The following is a 23,707-nucleotide window of genomic DNA, read 5'->3' on the forward strand; positions in this document are numbered from 1 at the left end:
TTAAAATGATGAAAATGAAACACATTAAGAATACCTCAATGCTTTGGCTCCTTGTAGTTGCTTTGTTAAATTTCGGCTGCAAAAAGTTAGTAGAAGTAGATCCTCCATTATCTTCGGTTACATCTGAGGCCGTTTTCGCTGATAATATAACTGCTACAAGCGTGATTTCAGGGATTTACACTCAAATGTTAAATCAAAATGATGTAGACAGTAGATCTATAATAGGAATTTCTTTTTTTGCCGGGTTGAGTTCGGATGAACTAGCAATATTGCCCGGTCAAACTGATTTAAACTTGCAGAGTTACTTCAAAAACCAATTGTCTGAGGACACTAGGGTTTCTGGATTTTCGTCTTGGGGTCCGTTATTTGGAATAGCAAATGCGGCTACATATGCAATCGAAGGTTTGAATGCACAACCTACAAAAGACGTGCAAAGTGCTAGTAATCTCACTTTACCGGTTAAGAAGCAGCTTCTCGGAGAGGCAAAATTCATCCGTGCCTTTTGCTATTTTTATTTAGTCAACCTCTATGGAGATGTTCCATTGATTTTAAATAGCAATTTCAATGAGGCATCTAAATTGCCTAGGTCACCTAAGTCGGATGTTTATAAGCAGATTATTATAGACCTAAATGAATCAAAAGAACTTTTAAACGTAAACTTTACAGGTGTCGATGCTATTACTATTTCTTCTGAGCGAGTTCGACCAACTCGTTGGGCTGCAGCAGCACTATTGTCTAGAGTTTATTTATATCAGGGTAATGATTTCGCGAAAGCAGAAAGCAATGCTACAGAAATTATACAAAATACCAGTTTATTTGGCCTTACTGCTCTGGATCAATCGTTTTTAAAAAACACCAAAGAATCCATTTGGCAACTTCAACCTGTCAGAAGTGGATGGAATACTGCTTGGGGTAGATATTTTATTTTGACTGGGAGTCCTACAATCAACTTTACAAGTTATCCAAAACCTTTCTTCTTAAATGAATCTCTTTTAAATAGCTTCGAACCTGGAGATCCCAGAAAGTTGAATTGGACGGGGAGCATCGTGAACGGTGGCAATATTTATTATTATCCATATAAATATAAGAAGGGAGCTGAAGTGGATGGCAGCGTGAACTCTTATCAATCGATGACCGAATATATGACGGTATTGAGAATTTCTGAACAGTATCTTATCCGTGCAGAAGCTCGGCTGATGCAGAATAATTTAGTTGGAGCTGCAGCGGATTTAAATGCTGTTCGTATTCGCGCCAGAAATGGTAATAACTTGGTATTGCCTGATATTTCACCAAACGCTGACTTAACAAAAGCTATAGCACATGAACGTCAGGTGGAACTTTTTACAGAATGGGGCGATCGTTGGTTAGATTTAAAACGAACAGGTAAGGTTAATGAGGTGATGTCTACAATTACACCACGGAAAAGCGGTCAGGATTGGAAACCTCACCAGTCACTTTATCCAATTATGATGGAAGACATTTTGAAAAATCCATTACTAATTCAAAATCCCGGTTATCAATAATTTAGTGTTATGAAAATTATTTTTAAGAATATATTGCTGTTAGGTTTGCTATGTTTTGCTACGACTAGTTTTTGTCAAAACATAATTTGGACAGCAAAAAAAGATTGGGAGCAGATAAAGCTACAAGCTAAGATTGAAAACAAATTAATTTTTGTGGATTGTATGGCGACATGGTGCTTGCCTTGTAAAAAGATGGATGATGAAGTTTACAATCAGCCTAAAGTTTATGATATGATAAATGTCAATTTTATCTCGCTAAAGTTACAAATGGATAGCACCTCAAATGATAACGAAGCTGTTAGAAATCTGCGTGAATTTGCAAAGGCGACCGCAAAAAGGTACGGAGTTAGAGCTTTTCCCACTTATTTGTTTTTCTCCCCAGAAGGAAATTTGGTTTACCATGATACTGGAGCTAAAGTGGTGAATGATTTTCTTGCTGTCTCAAATAAGGCATTAGATGAAGGCAGGATATATGCCATCCAGTTGTTAGACTGGAATCGTGGGAGGAAAGATTATACATTAGCGCCATCTATGATATTGAGGGCAGAAAGGTTGAATGACAAATCTTTGGCTTCATCAATAGCTCGTGATTGCATTGTCAACTACGTTAACAGAGTAGAAGGGAAAGCCTTATATAATGCAGATATTTTACGTGCAGTTGGCCCCTACATCCTGCCAGAGGACAAAAAACTGTTAACTCTATTTTATCCGGAAGCTAATGGGAATCTGACAGATTCGTTGATTAATCACAAGGGTACGTCTCGGGCGATCATACGATCTGTTATGAGCAAAGATCTCAATGCTAGGCTTTTTGAGGATAACGATCTTAGAAAGCCAAAAATCAAGAACCCAAACTGGAATCAGATTAAAGCAGAGTTCTCAGAAAGGTATGGCTCGAGTAGAACTGAAGAGTTGTTGTTAAATACCAAAAAAGCATGGTATCAGATATCTGAACCTGATTGGGAGATACTATCTGACCTTTACTTTCTTGATATTGAAAAGAATTACATCAGCCGCGAAACCTTCAATCCTTCTGGCGTAAATGACATGTTGTGGGAGATTTTTCTTAATGTAGACAATAAAAGAATATTACGCCGTGCAGCTGCACTACAGTTATTAGCTATTAAACAAGCTAAAATACAGAACGGTAAAATTATTGAAACCTACATAGATACATACGCCGCATTATTATACAGATCTGGAAATAGGCAGGAAGCGATTAAATGGCAGGAAAAGGCCATTGAGGCTAGAAAGGAAAAAGAAGCTAAGCGAGGCGATGAAGAACCATTTCTTGGATTTATTAAGACACTAGAGAAGATGAAGAAGGGTGAGCCGATCTGGTTGAGAGTTGAATAGACTATAATTAAACTAAATAGAAATGAAAAAAAACATATATCTTTTTGCAACGGTCCTAATTATTTTTTCAGGCTGTAAGAAAAATGAAATAAAAAGAGAAGCTTTGGCAACCGTTAGTGTATTAAATGTAGTGATTGACGGAAAGGTCGCCAGATTGAATACAGCATTGAGGGATAGTTGTCTCAATATGGATTATAAGCATTTTTCTATCCTAGCTAAAGATGATAGCCCGTTAAAGTTGTACGCGAGCGGTTTGCAGTCGATTACCTACTATAATCAAAGCCTACGGGCGAAGTCTGGGGATATCTACTCTTTGTTCCTTACAGGCACTCATTCCTCCCCAGAATCGGTATTGATTAAAGAGACAATTCCGGAGTACCCCTCAGAAGAGGTAATAAATGTGAGACTAATTAACCTTGTACCAGAAAGCGTTCCATTAAGTCTTACTCTAGGGAATAAGCCAACAGAAAATGTCTTTTCAAATATTGGGTATAAGCAGGTGAGTGAATTTAAAACCATACCATTTCCTACAATACTGCCAGATGGTGGGAAACTGTTCCAGATAAGAGATGCCAGTGGCAATATCTTAACAACATATGATATGCCTGATTTTGGTACAGTAAGTACCTCGTCTTCGAGACATCGAAATATAACAGTTGCGGTCAAGGGCGTAAATGGTGGAACAGGAGATAAGGCTTTTGGTGTAGTAGTACTTCCACATTATTAATTTCAAATTGTGGCCTTTTGGGTGTGTTTTTTAACACATCCTAGCCACTGCTTTGCCTCGATTGCAAAATATACACACACAAATAAAAATGAAAAGAATAAAAATGTTTTTTGTGTTAGCTGTGCTTTCACATATGTCCTGGGCCCAAAAGAAAATAGAATTCGACACTCTGGCCAAATGGCCGGTAATTGGGCACGATGCCATTATGAGCAATGATGCACGTTATGTAGCATATGAGTCTAGGATACTTTCCGGGGGATGGTTAGTCGACCGAAAGTTGGTCCTCAAAGATATAACGAAGAATTCGGAAACCATACTCAATGCAAAAATTACCGATGTCGTCGGATTTACCAACGATAATAATTTTTTTCTTTATCGAAATGGCTCGGACAGCATTTGTGCGATTAACCTTCTTAGTAGTAAAAGTCGATATATAACGAACGTTGATAGGATTGTCATCCCTAAAGGAAACTATAGCGATAGGGCGCTTTATAGCACAAGATCGGGAGACTTGGTTTTTGCCAAAATATCGGGGAGCAAACCTATTTCTTTGGGGCGCGTGAATAGTTTCGAGCTTGCCAATAACAATGTGGATGTAATAATATGTTCATCAGTTGCCCCTCAAAAAGAAAGATTGGTGTGGGTTGACCTTTTATCACTCAAAGTGGTAGAGATTGCCTCTGGCGGTACTTATCCGGTACATATATGGACTGATTCCCACAGAGATCTTGTTTTCTTGGAAAGGACGGCGGAAGTATCAAAGGTCAAATGGTTCAAAAAGGATAAAACAGGGGTTTCGGAAGTCTTCAGCGACAAGGAATTAAATGGTAGAGATCAGTTGAATATTGAAGGAATAAATAGGATTTCTGGCAATGTAGAATCTATCGAACTATCACTTGTCAAATTAACAAATCCTTTTGTCGCAACTGGAAACCTACCAGCAAAGGTTAAAATATGGAGCTATACTGATGTTAAAAGAGCGCCCGAAAAGCCTTTGATTCCTAAGTCGCTAAAGAAGTTTTATAAAGCTCTGCTATTTACCAGTTCAGGGAAAATAAAAATGCTCGAAGCTAACGATTTGAAGACTTTTGAAATAAATAATGGTTGGTATAGTTGTAGCATGGCTGATAGCAGCTTCCTTTTGTCAGCAACCAACGGAGAAATTAAGATTCTAAAAAATCTTCCAAGCAAAAATACTATTGAAAATCTTCATAGTGTGTCTACAGATGGAAATTCACTAATCTATCCTTATGGCAATAGACTTTTTCGCTACGATGTAAAAAAGCAGTCTGCTATGTCCATTGATCTCCAAACCATTGGTAAAGATACTGATAGCAGTAGGTTTTCTCTTTGGCAATATTTGTCTGTCGCGAATGATGTGCTACTGGTTATGGATAAGTACGATGTTTGGTCATTGGATGTTAACGGCCGCAGAAAACCAATATGCCTTACCAACGGTTATGGTGAAAAAAACGACATCAGGTTCAGTTTTGAATCAGTGGATGGCAAGCCATTGTATTTCAATGGAAAGTTTCTGCTGAAGGCATTTGGAACTCAAAATAAAAAGCAAGGTTTTTTTAGCTGTAATGTTTCGAATTCTCAAGGTCTTGAAAAATATACGTTCAGTGATAATATATACGGAACTCCGAAATCTTCAAGAGATGGGAAATCATGGCTTGTCGCCAGAGAGGCAATAGATGCCTCGGTAAATTTTTTCCTGACCAAGAATTTTAAAGCATTTACTCCAGTCAGTGATAACTACCCTGAAAAATCCTACGTTTGGTTTACTTCGGAGATATTGGATTCTAGTCTCCCGGATGGTAAACAAGTTCAGTCTATTCTGTACAAACCTAAGAATTTCGATCCCTCAAAAAAATATCCTGTCATAATAAACTATTATGAGGGAATCGCCGACGGTAAAAACACATATCTCCCTCCAGGCTATTCTGGAGCTAATATCAACGTTCCCTGGTTTTTAAGTCGAGGCTATTTAGTACTGAAACCAGATATCTATTATAAGCTTGGCTTCACCGGAGAGTCTGCAGTAGCTTGTGTGAACGCTGCGGTGGATGGATTGGTAAAATTGGACTACGTTGATGATAAAAAAATTGGGATTAACGGACACAGTTTTGGAGGGTTTGAAACTTTCCATATCGTTACCCGCACTACGCGCTTTGCTGCTGCCTTGGCCGAGGCGGGAATATCTAATCTAGTTAGTTTTTATACCAGTGAAGTTGGTACGTGTATGCCTAACGGTCGTACTTTGGCAGAGAATCAAACTGAAAGGCCCCTCTCTTTTAGAATAGGTGCTACACTTTGGGAACGTCCAGATAGGTTTGTTGAAAATACTCCGGTTTTTTATGCGGATAAAGTGAAGACCCCATTGTTGATCATGCATAATAGGAATGATGGTGCATGTCCTTTTCAAAATGGTTTGGACTTCTTTATGTCAATGCGTCGATTAGGTAAGCCGTCATGGTTACTTGAATATGAAGGAGAGGGACATGTAATTGAGAATATTGAAAATCTTAAAGATTACACAATCCGTACAACGCAGTTTTTTGACCATTATTTAAAAGGTGCACCTGCACCGCTGTGGATGATAGAAGGACAGCGCTATAATGATCAGAAATATACACCAGGGTATGAATTGGACAGTTTGAACAGAAAACCTGGCCCTGGAATCAACAGTATTGAAGAGCAAAAGAAAATTGATGAGTATAGCAAGATACCGTTTTCCGAAAAGCTAAGACCTTTAATTGAAGAAAAGAAAAAATAAAATTTGATGAAAAGATTATTATTTGCGCTGCTTTTGAGCAGTATGACAGGAGCTGTTATGGCTCAGGAAAGGACGTCGGAATTATTTGCTGTGGTGAAAACCAGTAAAGACCCAAACTTTCAGAAAATACAAAAAGACTCCGTGGTCATAAAAAAAGAAATTGGTGCAAGTCAATATCACTCGCGCCTGAGTAGGTTGATTTTTAAAGGCGACATAGAACCTATGTTCGCAGAAGCAAAAACTTGGGATGAGATCAGTAAAACCTTGGAAAGTAAATATGGCGATGTTGGTGAGGAAGCTTATTTGGTAACTAGAGTTGGAATCTCGATGCAGATGAAGCAATGGCCTGAATATTTGCCTTTGGCTAAGAGGCTACTTGAGAAGTATGGTTCGCACCTCTCTGAAGCTGATCGTAAGAAGCATGAAGAGGCCATCAAAGCGAATCAGAAATAATAGATTAAGTTTCTAATCTGTCTGCTGCATGGGCGCTGGTTTGATGTATTAGCCAGTGCCGTGCAGGGCGGAACCAAATATTAAGTATGAATAACATGAAATTTATTGGGCTTGCTTTGCTTTGTCTTTTTGGCGTTGGAGTTTCGGCTCAGGAGGTGATTCCTCTGTATAGTGACTACAAAATTCCTTTTGCGAAGGATGGTGCTGAGGTACCTCGCTTAACGGTTTTTAGGCCCGCGAAAGATTTTTCTCGGGGTACGGCTGTGATTGTTTGTTCAGGTGGTTCTTATGGAGGCAGGGCGAATTCGGTTGAGGGCGGCCCGGCTTGCCGTAAACTGGCTGAGGCGGGAATTACGGCTTTTTTACTGGACTATCGTGTACCGAGATCGGAATGGATGGAGCGGAAGGAAGTGGTGCCTTTGACGGATGCGCAGCGTGCGATCCAATATGTTCGGGAAAATGCGAAGGTCTACGGAATTGATGCTGGCCGGTTGGGTATCATGGGTTTTTCTGCGGGCGGGCATTTGGTGTCAACGGTGGGGACGCATTTATCTTCTACTTTGCTGGATAATCCCAAGGGCACTTCACTGCGGCCTGATTTTATGGTGCTGGTATATCCGGTGATCAGTTTCTCGGATTCGCTGACGCATGAGGGCTCAAGGATGAATTTGGTTGGGCCTGAGATTACTGCTGACGAAATTGCTTTGTATTCTAATGAATTGCAGGTGACCGGTCAAACGCCGCCGACGTATCTGACTTCGGGTATGGATGACAGGATCGTGGATGTCAGGAACAGTTTGTATTTCGCGGCGGCTTTGAAGCAGCACCAGGTGCCGGTGGAGCTTTTCCTGTATGAGAAAGGTGATCATGGCTACGGGGTGTTCAATCTAAAAGCGAAGTTGCAGTGGATTGATGATTGTATTGATTGGATTACGAAAGATCGATGGAAAAGATAATGCTTTTGATGAGGCGATTCTTTCTCCTGATCTGCTTACTGATTTCAGTTTGCAGTATAAAGGCACAGCATGTTTTTAAAGGAAAATGGATTTGCGGGAATGAGGATGTTAATCTGCGGGAGGCACCACTTTTCAGGAAGGAGTTTCAGACTTCGGCTGCCCGTAGGCATTATGGGGATGGGATGCGGCTCAAAAAGGCGACGTTAATGGTTGCCGGACTTGGTTTGTATGAGCTGCATGTGAATGGTAGGCGGGTTTCGGATGCGGTGTTGGAGCAGGCTTTTACGCGTTATGATAAGCGTGTGTTGTACAATACTTATGATGTGACCAGGCTTTTGGTTACGGGTAGGAATTGCATGGGTATTGAGCTGGGCAATGGCTGGTTCAATGTGCAGAGTAAAACGATCTGGGGTTTTGACCGGGTGGACTGGCGGAAGTCGCCGAGATTCCTACTGGATCTGGTTTTAGAATACCGGAATGGCAGGACGGAGGTGATCAGCAGTGACAGCACTTGGAAGTGGAGTACTGGCGGCAGTCAGTTCAACAGCCTGATTGCGGGAGAAATTTACGATGCGGGGAAAGAGCCTATGGGCTGGAAAGCGGTTGGCTTTGAGGATAAGAAATGGTTTAGTGCGATGGTCGCGTCGCCTCCGGAAGGTGTGCCGGAGGCGCAGGCCATGCCGCCGGTGCGTGTGATCCGTAAGCTCAGGCCGGTGTCGGTGAAGAGGCTGCCGGGTTCGTTTTTGTATGATTTCGGGCAGAACTTCGCCGGGGTGGTGGAGTTGCGTGTGAGCGGTAAGGCTGGTGATACAGTGGTTTTGCAGCATAGCGAGAAGCTGAATGCGGATGGTTCTTTTGATGCTTTGCAAAATGCGGGGCATATGATTGGGGAGGCCTCTGATCCGAAATTTGCGACGGATGTGTATGTGCTCCGGGGTTCGGGTATCGAGGTGTTAAGGCCGAGGTTTACCTATCATGGCTTTCGGTATGTGTTGCTCAGGGAGCCGGGGCATATCCGGCTTGATCTGGGATCGGTTACAGGGCTGTTTTACAGCACGGACTTTAAACCTGCAGGTTCTTTCTCGAGTTCCTCTGAAATGCTGAACAAACTGCATGGGGCTGCGATCCAATCCTACCGGAGCAATTATGTGGGCATCCCGACGGATTGCCCGCAACGGGAGAAGATGGGCTGGCTGGCCGATGCGCATGTGATTTCGGAACTGGGCTTGTACAATTTTGATGCGGCTTCGGGATACAGGAAGTTCCTGGCTGACATCAGGGACGTGCAGCTGGAGGACGGGCGGCTGCCGGGGGTAGCGCCGACCAGTGGCATCGGCTACAACTGGATTGATCCGGATGACCGGGATATGGGGCCGGCATGGGGTTCGGCTTTGCCGATCCTTGCCTGGAATGTATACCGCTTTTCGGGGGATACTTCGGTATTGCGGGAGAATTATCTGGCGGTGAAAAAATATGTGGATTTCCTGGCGGGAAGGGCCAGGGCTTCGGGTTATCTCTACCGGACTGGCCTGGCTGATTTCCTGGCGGTGGAATCTACACCAAAGGCCTTCACTTCGACGGTTTTTGTTTTTGAGGATGCGGTACTGCTGTCTGAAATGGCTGCTGTGCTGGGGCATTCTTCGGATCAGCAGCGCTATGCTGTGCTGGCCGATAGTGTGAAGACTGCTTTTAACAGGGAATTTTTTGATGCTGCTGCGGGGAAATACAAGGTTCGGACTTTGACCGCGCTTTCGGGGGCTTTGGTCAATGGTCTGGTACCTTCGGGCTTTGAGGCTTCTGTAGCGGCTGAGCTGGCTGCTGGTGTAGTGGCACGGGATTATGCGCCTGACTTTGGAGTATTGGGTACCAGGTGGGTGCTGTCAGCGCTATCGGATCACGGCTATGCAGATGAGGCGTTCCGGTTACTTTCTAATCCGAATGCAGGTTGGGGCAAATGGATTGCGGATGGGCATACGACTTTGCTGGAGGGTTGGGAGCCCAAAGACCAGAGCTGGAATCATGTGTTCTTCGGGGATTTCGACGCCTGGTATTACCGTGGGCTGGCGGGTATCCGCCCGGATGAAGCGGGGGTTGGATTTAAGTGCTTTAGCGTCTGTCCGGTCTTTCCCGCAGGGCTGAACTGGATTGCAGTTGAGCATAAAACCAGGTTTGGTGCGATTAAGCTGAGCTGGAAAAGAAAAGTGGACGGGATCAGTGTGGAGGTTTTGGTACCTGAGGGGACATTGGCGGATTTTGAGGTAAAAGGATATAAGCGGGAACTGGGGCCGGGAAGGCATAGGATGAAGATCAAATTAAATTGACCAAATATAAATGAGAAAAAGATTTACACTGATGGTGAGTTGCCTGCTGTATGGCGGTATGACATTTGCCCAAAAGGCCGAAATTAAATTGGAACCCAATAAGGATGCGCCGCAGATCAGCCGGCACATTTACGGGCAGTTTGCCGAGCACCTGGGCCGCAGTATTTATGATGGCTTTGTACGCAACGGTAAGATCCGTACGGATGTCGCTGCGGCTTTGAAAAAAATCAAGATCCCGAACCTGAGGTGGCCGGGCGGCTGTTTTGCTGATCAGTACCACTGGAGGGATGGGATCGGGCCGAAGTTGTCACGTCCTAAGACGGTGAATGCAAACTGGGGAATGGTGACCGAGGACAATTCTTTTGGTACGCATGAGTTTCTGGAACTCTGCGGGATGATCGGCTGTGAGCCCTACTTCGCGGGGAATGTGGGTACGGGTACACCGCAGGAGATGAGCGACTGGCTGGAGTATCTGAATTTCAATGGCAAAAGCCGCTTGACGGATCTGCGGGCAAAGAACGGGCATCCTGAGCCTTTTAAGGTTTCCTTCTGGGGAATTGGTAACGAGAGCTGGGGCTGTGGCGGTTCGATGCGCCCGGATTATTATGCGAACCTGTACCGCCAGTACAATGCGTACTGCCACGATTACCCGGGTACGCCTTTGAAAAGGATCGTATCTGGAGCCAATGCGGATGATTACAACTGGACGGAGGTCTGCATGAAGAACATTCCGGGCAGGCTGATGTGGGGGCTTTCTTTGCATTATTATACCTGGCTGGGTGGGAATTGGCCGCCTTCAGGTTCGGCGACTGTGTTCGGGGAATCGGAGTATTTCAATGCCATGCAGCAGTCGCTGCGCATGGAGGAGATAGTAACCAAACATTCGGCGATCATGGATAAATACGACCCGGAAAAGAAGGTGGCTTTGGTGGTGGATGAATGGGGCATCTGGACGGCCCAGGAACCTGATCAGCCCAAGGACTGGTTGTTCCAGCAGAATTCTTTGCGTGATGCGCTGATTGCCGCCACTACGCTGAATATATTTAACAACCATGCGGAAAGGGTAAAAGTGGCCAGCCTGGCCCAGACGGTGAATGTGATCCACTCACTGATCCTGACTAAGGGGGAGCAGATGGTGCTGACCCCGACCTACCATGTGTTTGATTTCATGAAGGCGCACCAGGATGCCAAACTGATCCCGCTGTCAATTGCTTCGCCGGACTACAGTTTCGGAGGCAGCTCGATCAAGGCGGTGAACGCTTCGGCTTCAGTGGATGCGGCTGGTGTAACGAACATCACCCTGGTGAATATGGATGCGAATAAGGCGGTGACGGTTACTATCCCGCTTTCCGGGGCGGTACTTTCCGCACAGGTATTGACTGCGGCTCAGGTGAATTCTTTTAATGATTTCGGTATGGCGGCATCGGTGAAGCCGGCGGCTTTTTATGGGGCTTCAATGAATGCCGGGGTGTTAAATGTGGTCATGCCGGCGAAGAGTGTGGTGCAGTTGGCGGTCAAATAAATAATAACCTGATCTAAAAAATGATGAACGGACTCAATAAATCACAGCTTCTGGTAGATCTGGAGGTCTATGCGGCTTTTGTATCAGAACTGGAACTGGACAAGGATACTGACCGTCAGGACAAGGTGCAGGAACTGATGGAGTATACGGAAATTCTGCTCAATGGATTGCAGATGCGGGTACTGGTAGAGCCTTTTTTCCTGCTGATGGATATGACCATGCTGAAGCTGACTTGTGCCGAACTGATCTGCCGCTTGTTGCGGCTGAAAAGCGAGCATTATTCACTTTCCCTGGAGAATGCGAAAAAGTACCAGCCTAAGGTGGAATGGACTTTTTCGGTTTCAATGATGATCGTGCAGCTGGAGGAATTGTATACTTTTTACAATAGCCATAACATCATGGCGGGAGAGCTTGGTGGTATCTAAAAGGAATTAAAAATATGAAAAGAATAAACATCTGCCTTTTTTTATTGATGCTTGGTGTCAGCGTCCGGGCGCAGGTCTGGTCGCTGGCTAAAGCTAAAGCCTGGTATGGGAAACAAGGCTGGTTGGTCGGGGCGAATTATACGCCTGCCTATGCGGTCAACCAATTGGAATTCTGGCAGAAGGAAACCTTTGACCTTGCTGCCATTGACAGGGAATTTGCTTTGGCGGAAGGTATCGGCATGAACTGCATGCGGGTATACCTGCACCATGTGGCCTGGAAACAGGATCCACAGGGCTTCAAAAAAAGAATTTCGGATTTTCTTGGAGTTGCGGTCAAGCACCGGATCAAGGTGATGTTCGTGTTTTTTGATGATTGCTGGACGGATACTTATGCTGCCGGGAAACAGCCTTTGCCGAGGGCGGGAGTACACAACAGCGGCTGGCTGAAAGATCCGGGGAACCGCATTCAGAATCAGGGGAAACTGATGGATACGCTGGAGCGCTATGTCAAGGATGTACTGCGGAGCTTCAGGTATGATCCAAGGGTATTGCTCTGGGATTTGTACAATGAGCCGGGGCAGTTTGAGCAGCACAGCAAAAGTATGCTTTTGCTGGTCAATGTGTTCAAATGGGCGAGATCAGTTGGGGTGTCCCAGCCTTTGTCGGCCGGTGTACATGATGACAATGAACGGGAGTTGACTGAGTTCCAGATCAGGAATTCTGATATCATCACGTATCACAGTTATGATAAACCGGAGGTTCACCAGAGAAGGATTGATTCTTTGATGAAAGTGTCCGGCGGACGGCCGATGATCTGTACGGAATACATGGCGCGTAAACGGGGGAGTACTTTTGCTGCGATCCTGCCGATGCTGAAAAAGCAAAACATCGGGGCGATCAACTGGGGACTGGTAGACGGGAAGACGCAGACGAAATATGCCTGGGATGAAAAGAACTGGGGAACGGGGGAACCTGGGCTGTGGTTCCACGACATTTTTAAAAAGGATGGAAGTCCGTATCTACTGGAAGAAACGATTTTGATTAAGAAATTGAGCTCAGGGAAATGAGCGGAAGGATTTTCATACGGGCGTGCCTTGTGCACGCTAATATTTGGTTAAGTACCTGCGCGCCCGGATGGGGCGCAGGCTTTTATGATATAAATTGTAAAATTTCTGACATTATAAAAATGGCTTTATGAAAACGGTTTTACTGCTCCTTGCTAATGGTTTCGAAATATTTGAAGCAAGCGCTTTTATAGATGTGATCGGCTGGAATTATTTAGAAGGTGATAAATCTACAAGATTATTTACATGCGGGATTACTCATGAAGTTGCGAGCACTTTTGGACAAAAGATGGTTGTGGATTTTGTCAGTGATGAGATTGATTTTGATGATTTTGACGCTTTAGCCATACCCGGTGGGTTTGAAAATTATGGATTTTATACTGACGCCTACAGCAGGTCTTTCTCTGATGTCATCAAAAATTTCAATTATCAAAAGAAAACGATTGCATCTATTTGTACTGGTGCTCTTCCAATTGCGTATAGCGGTATTTTGATCGGCCGCAGAGCAACGACTTACAACCTGAACCCTGAAAGGCAGGGGGCTCTTGCGGATTTTGGTGCCATAGTCGTTCAAGAGCCTATTGTTATTGACAATAATGTGATCACATCTTGGAACCCGTCGACTGCATTGGACGTAGCATTTGAACTCCTGGAAAATTTAACTTCAATAGAGAATGCAAATTTAGTCAGGGAACTCATGGGTTTCAATAAAAAATAGTTATGAGAAAATTGATTTTAGCTTTTATAAGCCTTTTTTGTATAGGAGCAAATGCTCAGGAATTGAATGATGGGCCGTATGTCCTTTATTGCGGGGATACAGTAGTTCTAAATTCAGTGGTACGGGGTACTGCGATTCGGAATGGTTATCCCCTAACTAAAAAAGGGGAATTGGAAGTTCCGGTACGTTTTGCGGCCCATCCGGAATGGGATTTTAAGGTGAAGTTGCGCCAGGACATGTTAACAGAGCCTTCGGAATTTGCGCAACCGGAAAAGTTGTTTTTCATCTCTGACGTAGAAGGAGAATTTGAAGGCTTCCGAAAGCTATTGATTTCCAGTAAAATAATTGACGAGCATTACAATTGGACGTTTGGCAAAGGGCATATGGTCATCTGCGGGGATCTGTTCGACAGGGGATCCAACGTACCTGAAAGCATTTGGCTGATCTACAAACTAGAGCAAAGCGCCAAAGCAGCAGGTGGTTACCTGCATACGATCCTGGGTAATCATGACATCATGAATTTATCGGGTGATTTGCGTTACCTGCAGCCCAAGTATCTGGAGAGTGCCAAACTCATGGGCCTAGATTACATGAGTCTGTTTACTGTGAATACCGAACTTGGCCGCTGGCTGAGAACAAAAAACACCATCGAAAAGATCGGAGACAACCTCTGTGCACATGCCGGTATTGCCCCTCAGATCAATGAGCTGGGTTTATCACTCCAGCAAATCAATGCGCTCAGCAGGCCGTATTATGATAAGGCCAGTGCCGAAATTAAAGCGGCAGGCGAAAGTGTCTCTATGTTTTTCTCAGGTAACAGTTCTCCATTCTGGTACCGTGGATATTTCATGGAACCAAAAGCTACAGAAGCCGAGGTCGATGAAACCCTGAAGTTATATGGTGTCAAGCGAATTGTAGTCGGTCATACCATCGTAGCGGGGAATGTGAATTTCTATTATGGCACTAAAGTAATGGGTATCGACGTGAACCACCACGTGCATGACCATCAGGCAGCGTTATATGAAACCGGGAAATGGTACAAAGTCAATGATAAAGGAGAAAGAACAGAACTGAAGGCCAGTGGACGCTAAATATGGAAAACGCAATCACAGAATTGGAGCACATCATCGCTGTTTTGAGCCGGCCAGATATAAAAAAGCACGAATTAATCGACACTCAGGTCATCAACCGGGTTCTTCAGGAGGCTGCTGGATTTGCAGACCAGAAAGAGCAGGTTCAAATGTTAAGCGCAAATGCTTCCCTCAAACTGGAGGAGCTTTGTCAGATAAAGTATCCCAGTGAGCTCCAGTTGGCCAGCATTATGCGCTTGAAACGCATCACCAAATCTTTGCAGGAAAGCGCGCCGGCCCATCAGGAATTGAATCAAACCTTTCAACAGGGCATACGCTACAGAACATAAATCAATCACCCTTTAAACAATCATCCCTCACTATGCACATTACAAACATGCAAGAACGCTACGAACAACTCCAGCAGCAAATTGAGCTGGAATTAAGCAGTTCAGAAGTTTCCATTGAAAACGCCAAAGCTGCACTCCGGCTCATCAGGAATGCGCAGGAAGAATCTTTTGAATCCTGTCTTGGACAGGATCAGGATCTGCCGGCCGATCGACTGTATCATGACCGGATATCGGGCATGGAGTTCTACTACAAGGAACTGCTTTGGATATATTGTCATCAGCCCATCCTCGGAGACGGAGAACTCGCCGAATTTTATAAAAAACAGATTGCCTTTATCCGGCATTTTTTTAGCCGTCATGCCACTCAGTACCAGAGCCACAAAATACAACTCATGGAACTTGAGCCTGAGGATATGCCCTCAGACCAACAGTTACACTGGAATAATTTATTTGATGAGGAACTATCTTCTGCGGATGAGAATGACCTGCGGATCCGTTTTTTTGGCTATGAACATTTGCTTGAGGATCTGATCTGCCGCTTGCGGCACACCGAAGGCCGGATCAAGCAGGTTCAACTCAGCGGACGGGGTGAGGAACTGATGTGGACAGGGAAACTGGTCAACCTGGTCGAACTCGCCTATGGATTGCAGGAGACCGCCCAAATAAACAATGGTCGGGCCTCTCTTGCAGACATTCTCAAATGCCTTAAAGATTGCTTCCAGGTTCATGTGCAGGGACCTTATCGGATTTATAGTGACATCAAATCGCGAAAAGTCATGAATCCCTTAGCATTTCTGGACCAGATGCGCGATGCAGTTTCCAAAAAAATGGAGGAGGAGCTGGGCTATGTCCCCGGGGAGTACATCATCTCTAAATCCCGGGGTAAATGAGCAAGGTTCAATCATCTGATGGAAGGCACCCAAAAGCAAAATAGTTTAGGTTTCATAATTAGCGGCAGTTTCCGGATGGAGCTGCTGCTTTACAATTTAACAATGCCATGCACAACATAGAAAACATCCTGAAACAGCTGTTTAAAATCATGGATAGGATCAAACCTCAGAAGCCCGAATTTTATGAGCACCTGCTGCAGGTGATGAAATACCAGGGCCAGTATTATGCCGAAGACACCGTCATCTACCAGATCGGTGAGCAGGTCACCCGCGCCATGTTCATATCCGAAGGTTTCATCACCCGAAGTTCCCAGATCAGAAAAAAGAAAGTCCTGCTGAATATATATGAAAAGAACGAGATCAAAGCCGGACCTGATTTTATGTTCAATAACAAATCTGAATTTTTGATCGAAGCCACCGCTGGGACCTACATCGCTTTCATCACCTACGAGCAGTTGAAAGAAGTTTACCAGCGCTTCCCGGAAGCACAGGAGCTTGCCACGCTGATCGTATCCATACACAACCTGAAAGATGCACGGATCCGCGGAATGCTGCAAAATAAGGGAAGAGATCTGGTCTACCAGTTTTACAAAAGTTATCCCGATATGACCGAGCCCGGCGCTGTCCTGCTGGATGGTATGATCGCCTCCTTCTTGCGCATTTCAGAAAGGACTTTACGCGAACACCGGGCTGCGCATTTCGCCAGTGGCAGACTGATCAATCCGGCAACTTTGAGGGTCAAAAAACGGATTGCCTGAGCTGCGAAATTGCAGGTCAAATCTAATTATTTGCTATGTTTTTAGAGCCAGGAGGAATGTTAATAAGTATCGGTGCGGATGTTCCCTATGAGGAATTTGCGGAAGTATACATTCGCAGCATCAAAAAAAACTGATATGACAATTGATTTCGAAAAAGCAAGTTTTAAGGACTTCGAGGACATCGAAGGCATGGATCCATTCGGACGTGCCGCATTATTCAATGAGTATTCCATTTACAAAAGAGGCCGCGGGCAAATGAATTACCGGCAGCTGGCACTCTCAGGTTGCGGACCGGAAATCACCCTGCAGATTCCCGGGGTCAGCTGCGAGCGTTTTGTCAGCATGGTCTCCAATGACTACCTGGGTTTTACCCAGCATCCTGCGGTTGTGGAGGCAGCGATCAGCTCGATCAGAAAGTACGGCAGCGGTGTAGGTGCCTCTCCGGCCATAGGTGGGCATATGGATTTCCATGAACAAATGGAGCAGGCCATCGCCAGATTCTTTAAAAGAGACAGTGCGATCATTTATACGACCGGTTACACCTCCAACTCTGCCACCCTGCAATGTTTACTGCGCAAAGCCGACCTGGCCATTGTCGACCAGGCTGTACATGCCAGTGTTTATGAAGGTTGCTTGATGACCAACATGAAACGGTTTCCGCACAACAACCTGGCTGCACTGGAGCGGGTTCTTTCGGCCTCTAAGGGAAAATACCGCACCATGATCGTGATCGTAGACGGAGTGTATTCCCAGGACGGGGACATCGCTCCGCTTAAGCAGATCATTGCACTCTGCAAACAGTATGGCGCTTACTCGGTGGTCGACGATGCCCATGGTACCGGGGTGATCGGCAAAACCGGCAGGGGAGCACTTGAGCTGGATGACCTTTTTCAGGAAGTGGACCTGATCACAGGCACCTTCAGTAAAACTTTCGCCCATATCGGTGGCTATGTGGTAGCTAGTGCTGAACTGATCAATTTTTTGAAATTTCAGTCCCGTCAGCATTTGTTTTCTGCCTCCAGTACGCCCGCTGCCGCTTGTGTGATCAAAGCCATTGAACTCGTGGACCAGGAACCACAATGGATGCAGCAGCTCAGCGAGAAAACAAGCTACCTTAAATCCGGATTGCAAAGTCTGGGCCTGAATACCGGCATCACTGAATCCGCCATCATCCCGGTCAAGATCGGCAGCATTACGCAGAATGCACAGATCTGCAGGCTGCTGCTGGATGCTGGCATCTATACCAATCAAATCAACTACCCTGCAGTATCTATGAAGGACGCCCGCATCCGGATGAGCGTCATGGCTACACATAGCTATGAAAATCTGGATGCGGTATTGAATGCCTGGGAATGGGTAGTCACCAAATCAAACATTAAGAACTTCGAATAAGCGATTATGGCAGTACGTCCGCGTCAGAAAGGAAAAAAGAACAAGTTGACTACCATGCAGGAATTTATAAATGCTGTGGGCAGCATCCTGAAAATGGAAGGTTATACAGGGCTGAAAGTAAATAATATCTCTAAACAGAGTGGGCGGAGCAGGGCGCTGATCGGAAGGTACTTTACCGGGCTTGCAGGACTCCAGCGTTCCTACATCAGGGAAAAAGATTACTGGATGCCCTTTTTAAAACGCTTTACCCTTTCCGACGTAGACAGTATTGAAGACATTCAAGCAACCTTTACCGTGCTGTTGCAGGAGAACTTCAGGTCTTTCTACAGCAATGCGGAAATGCAGAAACTCATCATCTGGCAGATCAGCGAGTTTAACGCGATCATTTCCGAGGTCTCCAAGGCACGTGAGGCGGAAGGAGAGAAATTATTCAAAGCTAGCGATCCAGCCTTCAAAAATACCAATGTCACTTTCAGAATGGTAGTTGGGCTATTATTAGGCGGGATCTATTACATGGTGCTGCAAACTAAAACCCGGAACAGCGTGGTCTGCGGGATTGATCTGGACCGTGAGGAAGACCAGATCGATCTGCTAAAGACCGTAGGCCAAATGGTCGGATGGGCTTGTACGGCAGCAAACAATAATGACACAATATCACAATCCATACCTATGATGAACAACCAATTTGACACGCTGGATACCATAGTGGGTCAGTTATTAACGCAGGATGAGCCGGCAGCTACAGCCAACATTATCCTGGTGGGTGAGGCCAGAAAACTCAAACGTTCCATCCCCAACCATGTACTCAGCCTGAATAATGAAACCCAGATCCGCACCTACCTTAAAGTTGTGGTCACAAAACTTTCGGAGATCATTGAAGATCTTTACCGGCCTGAACACAGTCAGCATCCAGATGCAGATCTGATCGTGGACGTATTAAAAACCGTGATCAGGCACTTCTTTGATGTGCTGCCAGATGAGGTCGTTTTGCCTAAATGGTTTTGTATCCACGAAGCGGCAGAGATCAACCTGCGCTGGCAAAACCTGAAACAAAAGCTGGAAAAGGTGAATATTGATCCGTTTTTGATCGACGCCATTTATTTTCCCATCAGCAGATTGAGCAGCCCTGAGGTCGAAGTCAGGTGGTATGATTTCCGTTACCTCAAAGTCTATCTTTCCGTTCTGGATTCTGAAGCAGAGGGCTTCATCACCTGCCAGGAAGATTTGTTCGAGCTGATGATCGGCCTGGGTTATAACCATACCCGCTTCAGCGCTTTCTACACGGCTGCCCTCAAAAAATCACTGAAGGGATTAGATGAAGCGAGCAGGGTAATTGCTTTGGAAAAGGCCTTTACCGCAGTTGCTCAGGCGACCTCCAGGACAGATATGCGATTTATTCCTGGAAAGGCCGGCGTGATCGAAGACCTGCAAAAGTGGATCGCTGCTGAGCAAAAGAGAGGGGAGAATTTGCCCCTTAGCGGAGAAAACACCATTGTGGATTACAGCCTGAACACAACCTTGAATACTGCTGAATTGTCCTGCTGGCAAAAGCTGCAGCTGGATGCCGGAATGTACACCGAGGGCAGTGTGGATGAGTTTACCGATAAAGTATCCCATAACTTCAAAAATAAAAGGGGGATGCGGCCATCCAGCGCCAGCGTCCGTTCTAAATTATATGGTAAGGAGCGGGAGATCTACCAGACTTTACAGGCATGCGTGAGTAAAATTAAAGAGGACATTGACCGGTTCCTGCGTTAAGGGCCGGCGGTTTGGTTGGATACTGGCACCAGGCGACGGCCCGGTGCCGGTTCCGTTTACAGCATTTACAATTATGAGTAAGAAGAAGAAATCAAGTATCAGACCCGGGGTCTTCTCGGCCGCGCAGATCAAGAACAATGCCCTGGCCAGATTTGAAAGAGCTTGTGAGCTGATGATAGGACCTGGTCATTTTCATAAATTCAGCGATCTGTGCAGGGCCAGGCTGCTGGCCCATCGCTTTCCAGCGGTAAAGTTGAAGTTCAAACCCGGTATTGCGCCAAAAAGAAATTCTTTGAAATACTACCAGGAGATATTTTCCAGCCAGTTGAACAGCCTGACCTTCACTACCATCCAGGAGATTGAAATGCCGGTATCGCTTTACCTCAGGGAAGGGTTGGGGCTACTCATTTATACCGGTGCGATGAAACAGGAATCTATGCCGCATATACAGGTACTGGAAAAATTGTTCGGTCAGTACAATACTGATGAATGGTTAAGAAAGCCGGTAGCTGAAGTTGTTTTTCTTTTGCATAAGATGAGTATCCTGCTGACCGACTGGTCCAGTTCAGTATTTGTCTATTCCGTAGCCGGACTTGCTGCCCTGGATTCCATGGCAAATGATAACAGTGCTGTTGCGGAACTAATCAAACCGGAAAGCTGTAACGTAAAATTTGACGGCATCAATAGGGAAGTCGTCCGATTGTGCTGGAGCGAAACTGATGGAAATATAGAATATGTAAAGCTTTCTCCAATTTCCATCGGATACAGATCGTATAAGCCTGAGCAATTGTTTGATGTTTATATACAGGGGCATGCCTTGCAGCGCCTGGAGGAAAGATTGGGACTGATACCGGGCGTGGTGCATCATGCGATCCTTGAAATGCTGAAAAGGAATGAGCTTACCTGGTTTCGGCAAGGGCCTTCTGTACTGGTCAGGTTTAGCTTGTGGGAGAGAAAACTGGGATACCTGGTCTGCAGCTTAGTTGAAGAAAAGATCGTGATCCGGAGTTTTCTGTTCCTGACCAATGATGGTACGCCAGAGGGTAAAAAGTTGTCGGAGCTTACGCAACTGGAGCGGCTGGATAAGAAGTATCTGGGAATTGATTCCCTGTCAGGCTTTCTGGGATTGAAGATCCAGGAAGATGAGGGATTGGTTGCTTTGTTTACCGAGGCTGGTTGCGCAGATCTGCTGGACCTCTCGGAGATCCAAATGTATCACCTGGATGAGATCAGGGAACGTGATCCGGAGAAATTGCTGAGCTATATGATGGGGTTGGGAAGTAAGACGGAAGAATTGGTAGAAGGATAGTTTTTTTCTTTGTCAGTTTTTCACCGTAAATGCAAAGCAAGAATCTGAGAAAAATTTTGCAGGCCGACTAGTGTGCGATGGATTATATGATTTCAATTAGCTTATTCTAATTAATACTCGTTTTTTTGAGATGTAGCTTATTAAATCGCTAATTAGTGTTTAACTAATGAATTAGATGAACGACAAGTAAATTCAGGACTGGACAGTGGCTGACCAAATAAATAATGCGTAAAAAGGCCTCGCTTGGAAAAAAAAGCAAGACTGAGTATCGGCCACACTGTAAATGCTTTTTTTTGAGAATCCCGGATTTCAAAGGCCACTCAAAAAGGGGGAGGATGTTTATTTCTTTTCTTGAATATAAAACAGGCTCAATTACACGCATTAATTGTATCCTTATGTATCTGAATTCTCACCACCGAATTGAGTAACTTTGATAAACTAATTTAATCTATAAATTATGGCCGCTCAGGTTGATCTGAATCTTATCAATAAAATAAAACGCATCGTAATCACCTCACTGGTTTCAGATGATGATCTGTATGAACTGCTGATCTTAAAAGGGGGTAATGCGATTAGTTTAGGTTATGGCCTGGAAGACCGCGCATCTTATGACCTGGATTATTCGCTGGAAGAGGATTTTCCCGACCGTGAACAGGTCGCAGCAAGGATCAGGGAGCTGCTTGAAGAAGGTTTTGCAGCTAATGGCTATGTATGTTTTGATTATGAATTTGTTGATCGCCCACGTACCCAAACCCAAAATGAGAGTTTTTGGGGTGGTTATAATATTCTATTTAAACTCATTGAAGAATCAGAGTTCAGAAAAATAAACGGTGATCTGGATGCTGCCCGCTCTAAACATGCTCTTCGTCTCAATCCCAGTGGTTCACCAAAATTCAGCATAGACATCAGCAAATTTGAATACATTGGCGGGCATGTGGTCACCAAAGAAATCGATCACATCAGTTACCAATTGTATGCCCCGGAACTCCTTGTTGCAGAAAAACTAAGGGCACTCTGTCAAAAGCTACCTGAGTACACTACCGATATCCTCAAACAAAGTAAACCGGATAAGGAACGGGCAAGGGCCAGGGATTTTTATGACATTTACATTTTAACGCAGTACGCCGCTTTTGATCCTGCTACGGATTCCTTTAAAGAAGCATTGAGGCATGTTTTTGATGCTAAGAGGGTTCCTTACGATTACCTGAAAAGGATACGATCCATGAAAGAAGTACACCGGCTTGATTTTTTGGGTTTGGTCGATACCATCAATGACAAAGATGCCGCTAAAAATGGCTTTGAGTTTTATTTTGATTACGTGCTGGATATGTTTGAGCACATTCTGGATTAGCGTATACCTTTTGGATAATATATGTTCCAGTCTTCAGCGTAATCCGTTTCTTTCATGTCATAGGCCAGATAGAAGTTCAGGTCGGTTTTTAATTCCTTCAACCGTGCAACCTGCTGTGGTTTAAATGCTCCGGAAAGTTCCATGTAGAATCCTACAGCCTGCTGATAGGGATAAATGAAGTCCATTCTTTTCAGATAACTGAGTAGTTTGTTTACAGAGAACTTGCCTGATTCCCCAGCATTTTGATAGGCTTTAAGTACTTCGAATACGCCGCCAGAATAAGAGGGACGTACAGTTATGTCTACCAGCGTTCGCTCCAGATCCGTCACTCGTACATTTTTTACATCACCAATAGTCCTGACACCCATGTTTCCGGTTGCTTTCCCTCTTAATAGGACATATTTCACCTCATCCCATTCTGCAACTGCTTCGGATAGTCGTTGCGGTTTGCGGAAAGCTTTGTCTATATTTTCTTGTATCAGGTTGTTCCGCGCGTCCTGGGTATCGGCATGCTGTTTTACGGACTGTTCTACCGTGAGATAGACGGTTTTTGGTATCTGCTCAGTCAGGCCGTTGATGCTGGAAGCAGTGAAGTGTGACAGGTAAGCACGAGGGAATGCTGCAGTCGCTATTTCTTCTTTTTCAGGATTTCCCTGGGCATAAAGCCTGCGGGATTGTAGCCCGGCGAAGTTCAGTTCAATCTCCCTGAAATTTAGTTTTTCAACTAGCCTTAACACGAACCTGTCTGTATTCATGGATTGCGGCAGTCGCCATACTTGTCTGTTCTCTTCAAAGATTTCTTCCATCTCCGCATAGGTGAAAACCGACCTTTTGCTTCCTGCAAATAATCTGGAAATCTCTTTAAGCGAAGAATTGAAGCGTGATATACCTGCCATTTATATTTACTAAAAGTATATATACTTTTAGTATTACGAAGGTAATGGTTTTTTATGACATTGTCAAGTCCGGGTAGGGCAAAGGATGT

Annotated in this window: 20 protein-coding genes; 19 read left to right on the top strand and 1 reads right to left on the bottom strand. The window is 44.9% G+C overall.

The features are described 5' to 3' along the window. Window positions 1-14 precede the first annotated feature (14 nt). The 19 genes from WAE59_RS03575 (at window position 15) to WAE59_RS03665 (ending at window position 22,722) form a co-directional block, all read left to right on the top strand. Window positions 15-1,523, top strand: coding sequence for a RagB/SusD family nutrient uptake outer membrane protein (locus WAE59_RS03575; RefSeq protein ID WP_337854559.1), 1,509 nt, complete (start codon window positions 15-17; stop codon window positions 1,521-1,523). 9 nt (window positions 1,524-1,532) lie between these two features. Further along, window positions 1,533-2,879 carry a thioredoxin family protein gene (locus tag WAE59_RS03580; protein ID WP_337854560.1) on the top strand — a complete coding sequence of 449 codons (1,347 nt, stop codon included), beginning with the start codon at window positions 1,533-1,535 and terminating at the stop codon, window positions 2,877-2,879. Window positions 2,880-2,901: 22 nt separating this feature from the next. Next, the gene (locus WAE59_RS03585) at window positions 2,902-3,606 is read left to right on the top strand and encodes a hypothetical protein (RefSeq protein WP_337854561.1); all 705 of its coding nucleotides are present in this window, start codon (window positions 2,902-2,904) and stop codon (window positions 3,604-3,606) included. Between the two features lie 88 nt (window positions 3,607-3,694). Then, window positions 3,695-6,385, top strand: a complete 2,691-nt coding sequence (locus WAE59_RS03590) for an alpha/beta hydrolase family protein (RefSeq protein WP_337854562.1) — start codon at window positions 3,695-3,697, stop codon at window positions 6,383-6,385. A 6-nt stretch (window positions 6,386-6,391) separates the two neighbouring features. Then, a complete protein-coding gene (locus WAE59_RS03595) occupies window positions 6,392-6,838 on the top strand; it encodes a hypothetical protein (protein WP_337854563.1) in 447 nt (148 codons plus the stop codon). An 86-nt stretch (window positions 6,839-6,924) separates the two neighbouring features. Continuing rightward, window positions 6,925-7,794 (top strand): alpha/beta hydrolase, encoded by an 870-nt coding sequence (locus tag WAE59_RS03600; RefSeq protein ID WP_337854564.1) that lies wholly within the window; start codon window positions 6,925-6,927, stop codon window positions 7,792-7,794. Further along, window positions 7,782-10,115 carry a family 78 glycoside hydrolase catalytic domain gene (locus WAE59_RS03605; RefSeq protein ID WP_337854565.1) on the top strand — a complete coding sequence of 778 codons (2,334 nt, stop codon included), beginning with the start codon at window positions 7,782-7,784 and terminating at the stop codon, window positions 10,113-10,115. Before WAE59_RS03600 ends, WAE59_RS03605 begins: the two co-directional genes overlap by 13 nt. 10 nt (window positions 10,116-10,125) lie before the next feature. Continuing rightward, window positions 10,126-11,637 carry an alpha-N-arabinofuranosidase gene (locus WAE59_RS03610; protein WP_337854566.1) on the top strand — a complete coding sequence of 504 codons (1,512 nt, stop codon included), beginning with the start codon at window positions 10,126-10,128 and terminating at the stop codon, window positions 11,635-11,637. Between the two features lie 20 nt (window positions 11,638-11,657). Continuing rightward, window positions 11,658-12,062 carry a hypothetical protein gene (locus tag WAE59_RS03615; RefSeq protein WP_337854567.1) on the top strand — a complete coding sequence of 135 codons (405 nt, stop codon included), beginning with the start codon at window positions 11,658-11,660 and terminating at the stop codon, window positions 12,060-12,062. 14 nt (window positions 12,063-12,076) lie between these two features. Next, window positions 12,077-13,129 carry a 1,4-beta-xylanase gene (locus WAE59_RS03620; protein WP_337854568.1) on the top strand — a complete coding sequence of 351 codons (1,053 nt, stop codon included), beginning with the start codon at window positions 12,077-12,079 and terminating at the stop codon, window positions 13,127-13,129. Window positions 13,130-13,256: 127 nt separating this feature from the next. After that, a complete protein-coding gene (locus tag WAE59_RS03625; RefSeq protein WP_337854569.1) occupies window positions 13,257-13,844 on the top strand; it encodes a DJ-1/PfpI family protein in 588 nt (195 codons plus the stop codon). A 2-nt stretch (window positions 13,845-13,846) separates the two neighbouring features. Further along, a complete protein-coding gene (locus WAE59_RS03630) occupies window positions 13,847-14,935 on the top strand; it encodes a metallophosphoesterase (RefSeq protein WP_337854570.1) in 1,089 nt (362 codons plus the stop codon). 2 nt (window positions 14,936-14,937) lie between these two features. Then, window positions 14,938-15,264 carry a hypothetical protein gene (locus tag WAE59_RS03635; protein WP_337854571.1) on the top strand — a complete coding sequence of 109 codons (327 nt, stop codon included), beginning with the start codon at window positions 14,938-14,940 and terminating at the stop codon, window positions 15,262-15,264. 32 nt (window positions 15,265-15,296) lie between these two features. Then, window positions 15,297-16,154 carry an RteC domain-containing protein gene (locus WAE59_RS03640; RefSeq protein ID WP_337854572.1) on the top strand — a complete coding sequence of 286 codons (858 nt, stop codon included), beginning with the start codon at window positions 15,297-15,299 and terminating at the stop codon, window positions 16,152-16,154. 107 nt (window positions 16,155-16,261) lie between these two features. Further along, a complete protein-coding gene (locus WAE59_RS03645) occupies window positions 16,262-16,912 on the top strand; it encodes a hypothetical protein (RefSeq protein ID WP_337854573.1) in 651 nt (216 codons plus the stop codon). Window positions 16,913-17,047: 135 nt separating this feature from the next. Continuing rightward, complete coding sequence (locus WAE59_RS03650; RefSeq protein WP_337854574.1) at window positions 17,048-18,304, top strand: aminotransferase class I/II-fold pyridoxal phosphate-dependent enzyme; 1,257 nt, start codon at window positions 17,048-17,050, stop codon at window positions 18,302-18,304. A 6-nt stretch (window positions 18,305-18,310) separates the two neighbouring features. Continuing rightward, entirely contained in the window at window positions 18,311-20,062 is a 1,752-nt protein-coding gene (locus WAE59_RS03655; protein ID WP_337854575.1) for a hypothetical protein, read from the top strand. A gap of 73 nt (window positions 20,063-20,135) precedes the next feature. Further along, window positions 20,136-21,371, top strand: coding sequence for a hypothetical protein (locus tag WAE59_RS03660; protein WP_337854576.1), 1,236 nt, complete (start codon window positions 20,136-20,138; stop codon window positions 21,369-21,371). Window positions 21,372-21,828: 457 nt separating this feature from the next. After that, on the top strand, window positions 21,829-22,722 hold the full coding sequence (locus WAE59_RS03665) for a nucleotidyl transferase AbiEii/AbiGii toxin family protein (RefSeq protein WP_337854577.1): 894 nt from the start codon (window positions 21,829-21,831) through the stop codon (window positions 22,720-22,722). Here WAE59_RS03665 and WAE59_RS03670 read toward each other — a convergent pair. Further along, window positions 22,719-23,618 carry a type IV toxin-antitoxin system AbiEi family antitoxin domain-containing protein gene (locus WAE59_RS03670; protein ID WP_337854578.1) on the bottom strand — a complete coding sequence of 300 codons (900 nt, stop codon included), beginning with the start codon at window positions 23,616-23,618 and terminating at the stop codon, window positions 22,719-22,721. The genes WAE59_RS03665 and WAE59_RS03670 overlap by 4 nt on opposite strands. Window positions 23,619-23,707 lie beyond the last annotated feature (89 nt).

The organism is Pedobacter sp. GR22-6 (assembly GCF_037402555.1).
Taxonomy (GTDB): domain Bacteria; phylum Bacteroidota; class Bacteroidia; order Sphingobacteriales; family Sphingobacteriaceae; genus Pedobacter.

Bases quoted from the DNA above. Each gene is read 5' to 3' on its own strand.
- WAE59_RS03585 (WP_337854561.1), top strand. From the start codon at position 2,902: ATGAAAAAAAACATATATCTTTTTGCAACGGTCCTAATTATTTTTTCA.
- WAE59_RS03645 (WP_337854573.1), top strand. From the start codon at position 16,262: ATGCACAACATAGAAAACATCCTGAAACAGCTGTTTAAAATCATGGAT.
- WAE59_RS03650 (WP_337854574.1), top strand. From the start codon at position 17,048: ATGACAATTGATTTCGAAAAAGCAAGTTTTAAGGACTTCGAGGACATC.
- WAE59_RS03595 (WP_337854563.1), top strand. From the start codon at position 6,392: ATGAAAAGATTATTATTTGCGCTGCTTTTGAGCAGTATGACAGGAGCT.
- WAE59_RS03630 (WP_337854570.1), top strand. From the start codon at position 13,847: ATGAGAAAATTGATTTTAGCTTTTATAAGCCTTTTTTGTATAGGAGCA.
- WAE59_RS03615 (WP_337854567.1), top strand. From the start codon at position 11,658: ATGATGAACGGACTCAATAAATCACAGCTTCTGGTAGATCTGGAGGTC.
- WAE59_RS03580 (WP_337854560.1), top strand. From the start codon at position 1,533: ATGAAAATTATTTTTAAGAATATATTGCTGTTAGGTTTGCTATGTTTT.
- WAE59_RS03660 (WP_337854576.1), top strand. From the start codon at position 20,136: ATGAGTAAGAAGAAGAAATCAAGTATCAGACCCGGGGTCTTCTCGGCC.
- WAE59_RS03610 (WP_337854566.1), top strand. From the start codon at position 10,126: ATGAGAAAAAGATTTACACTGATGGTGAGTTGCCTGCTGTATGGCGGT.
- WAE59_RS03670 (WP_337854578.1), bottom strand. From the start codon at position 23,618: ATGGCAGGTATATCACGCTTCAATTCTTCGCTTAAAGAGATTTCCAGA.
- WAE59_RS03620 (WP_337854568.1), top strand. From the start codon at position 12,077: ATGAAAAGAATAAACATCTGCCTTTTTTTATTGATGCTTGGTGTCAGC.
- WAE59_RS03625 (WP_337854569.1), top strand. From the start codon at position 13,257: ATGAAAACGGTTTTACTGCTCCTTGCTAATGGTTTCGAAATATTTGAA.
- WAE59_RS03590 (WP_337854562.1), top strand. From the start codon at position 3,695: ATGAAAAGAATAAAAATGTTTTTTGTGTTAGCTGTGCTTTCACATATG.
- WAE59_RS03600 (WP_337854564.1), top strand. From the start codon at position 6,925: ATGAATAACATGAAATTTATTGGGCTTGCTTTGCTTTGTCTTTTTGGC.
- WAE59_RS03605 (WP_337854565.1), top strand. From the start codon at position 7,782: ATGGAAAAGATAATGCTTTTGATGAGGCGATTCTTTCTCCTGATCTGC.
- WAE59_RS03665 (WP_337854577.1), top strand. From the start codon at position 21,829: ATGGCCGCTCAGGTTGATCTGAATCTTATCAATAAAATAAAACGCATC.
- WAE59_RS03635 (WP_337854571.1), top strand. From the start codon at position 14,938: ATGGAAAACGCAATCACAGAATTGGAGCACATCATCGCTGTTTTGAGC.
- WAE59_RS03575 (WP_337854559.1), top strand. From the start codon at position 15: ATGAAACACATTAAGAATACCTCAATGCTTTGGCTCCTTGTAGTTGCT.
- WAE59_RS03640 (WP_337854572.1), top strand. From the start codon at position 15,297: ATGCACATTACAAACATGCAAGAACGCTACGAACAACTCCAGCAGCAA.
- WAE59_RS03655 (WP_337854575.1), top strand. From the start codon at position 18,311: ATGGCAGTACGTCCGCGTCAGAAAGGAAAAAAGAACAAGTTGACTACC.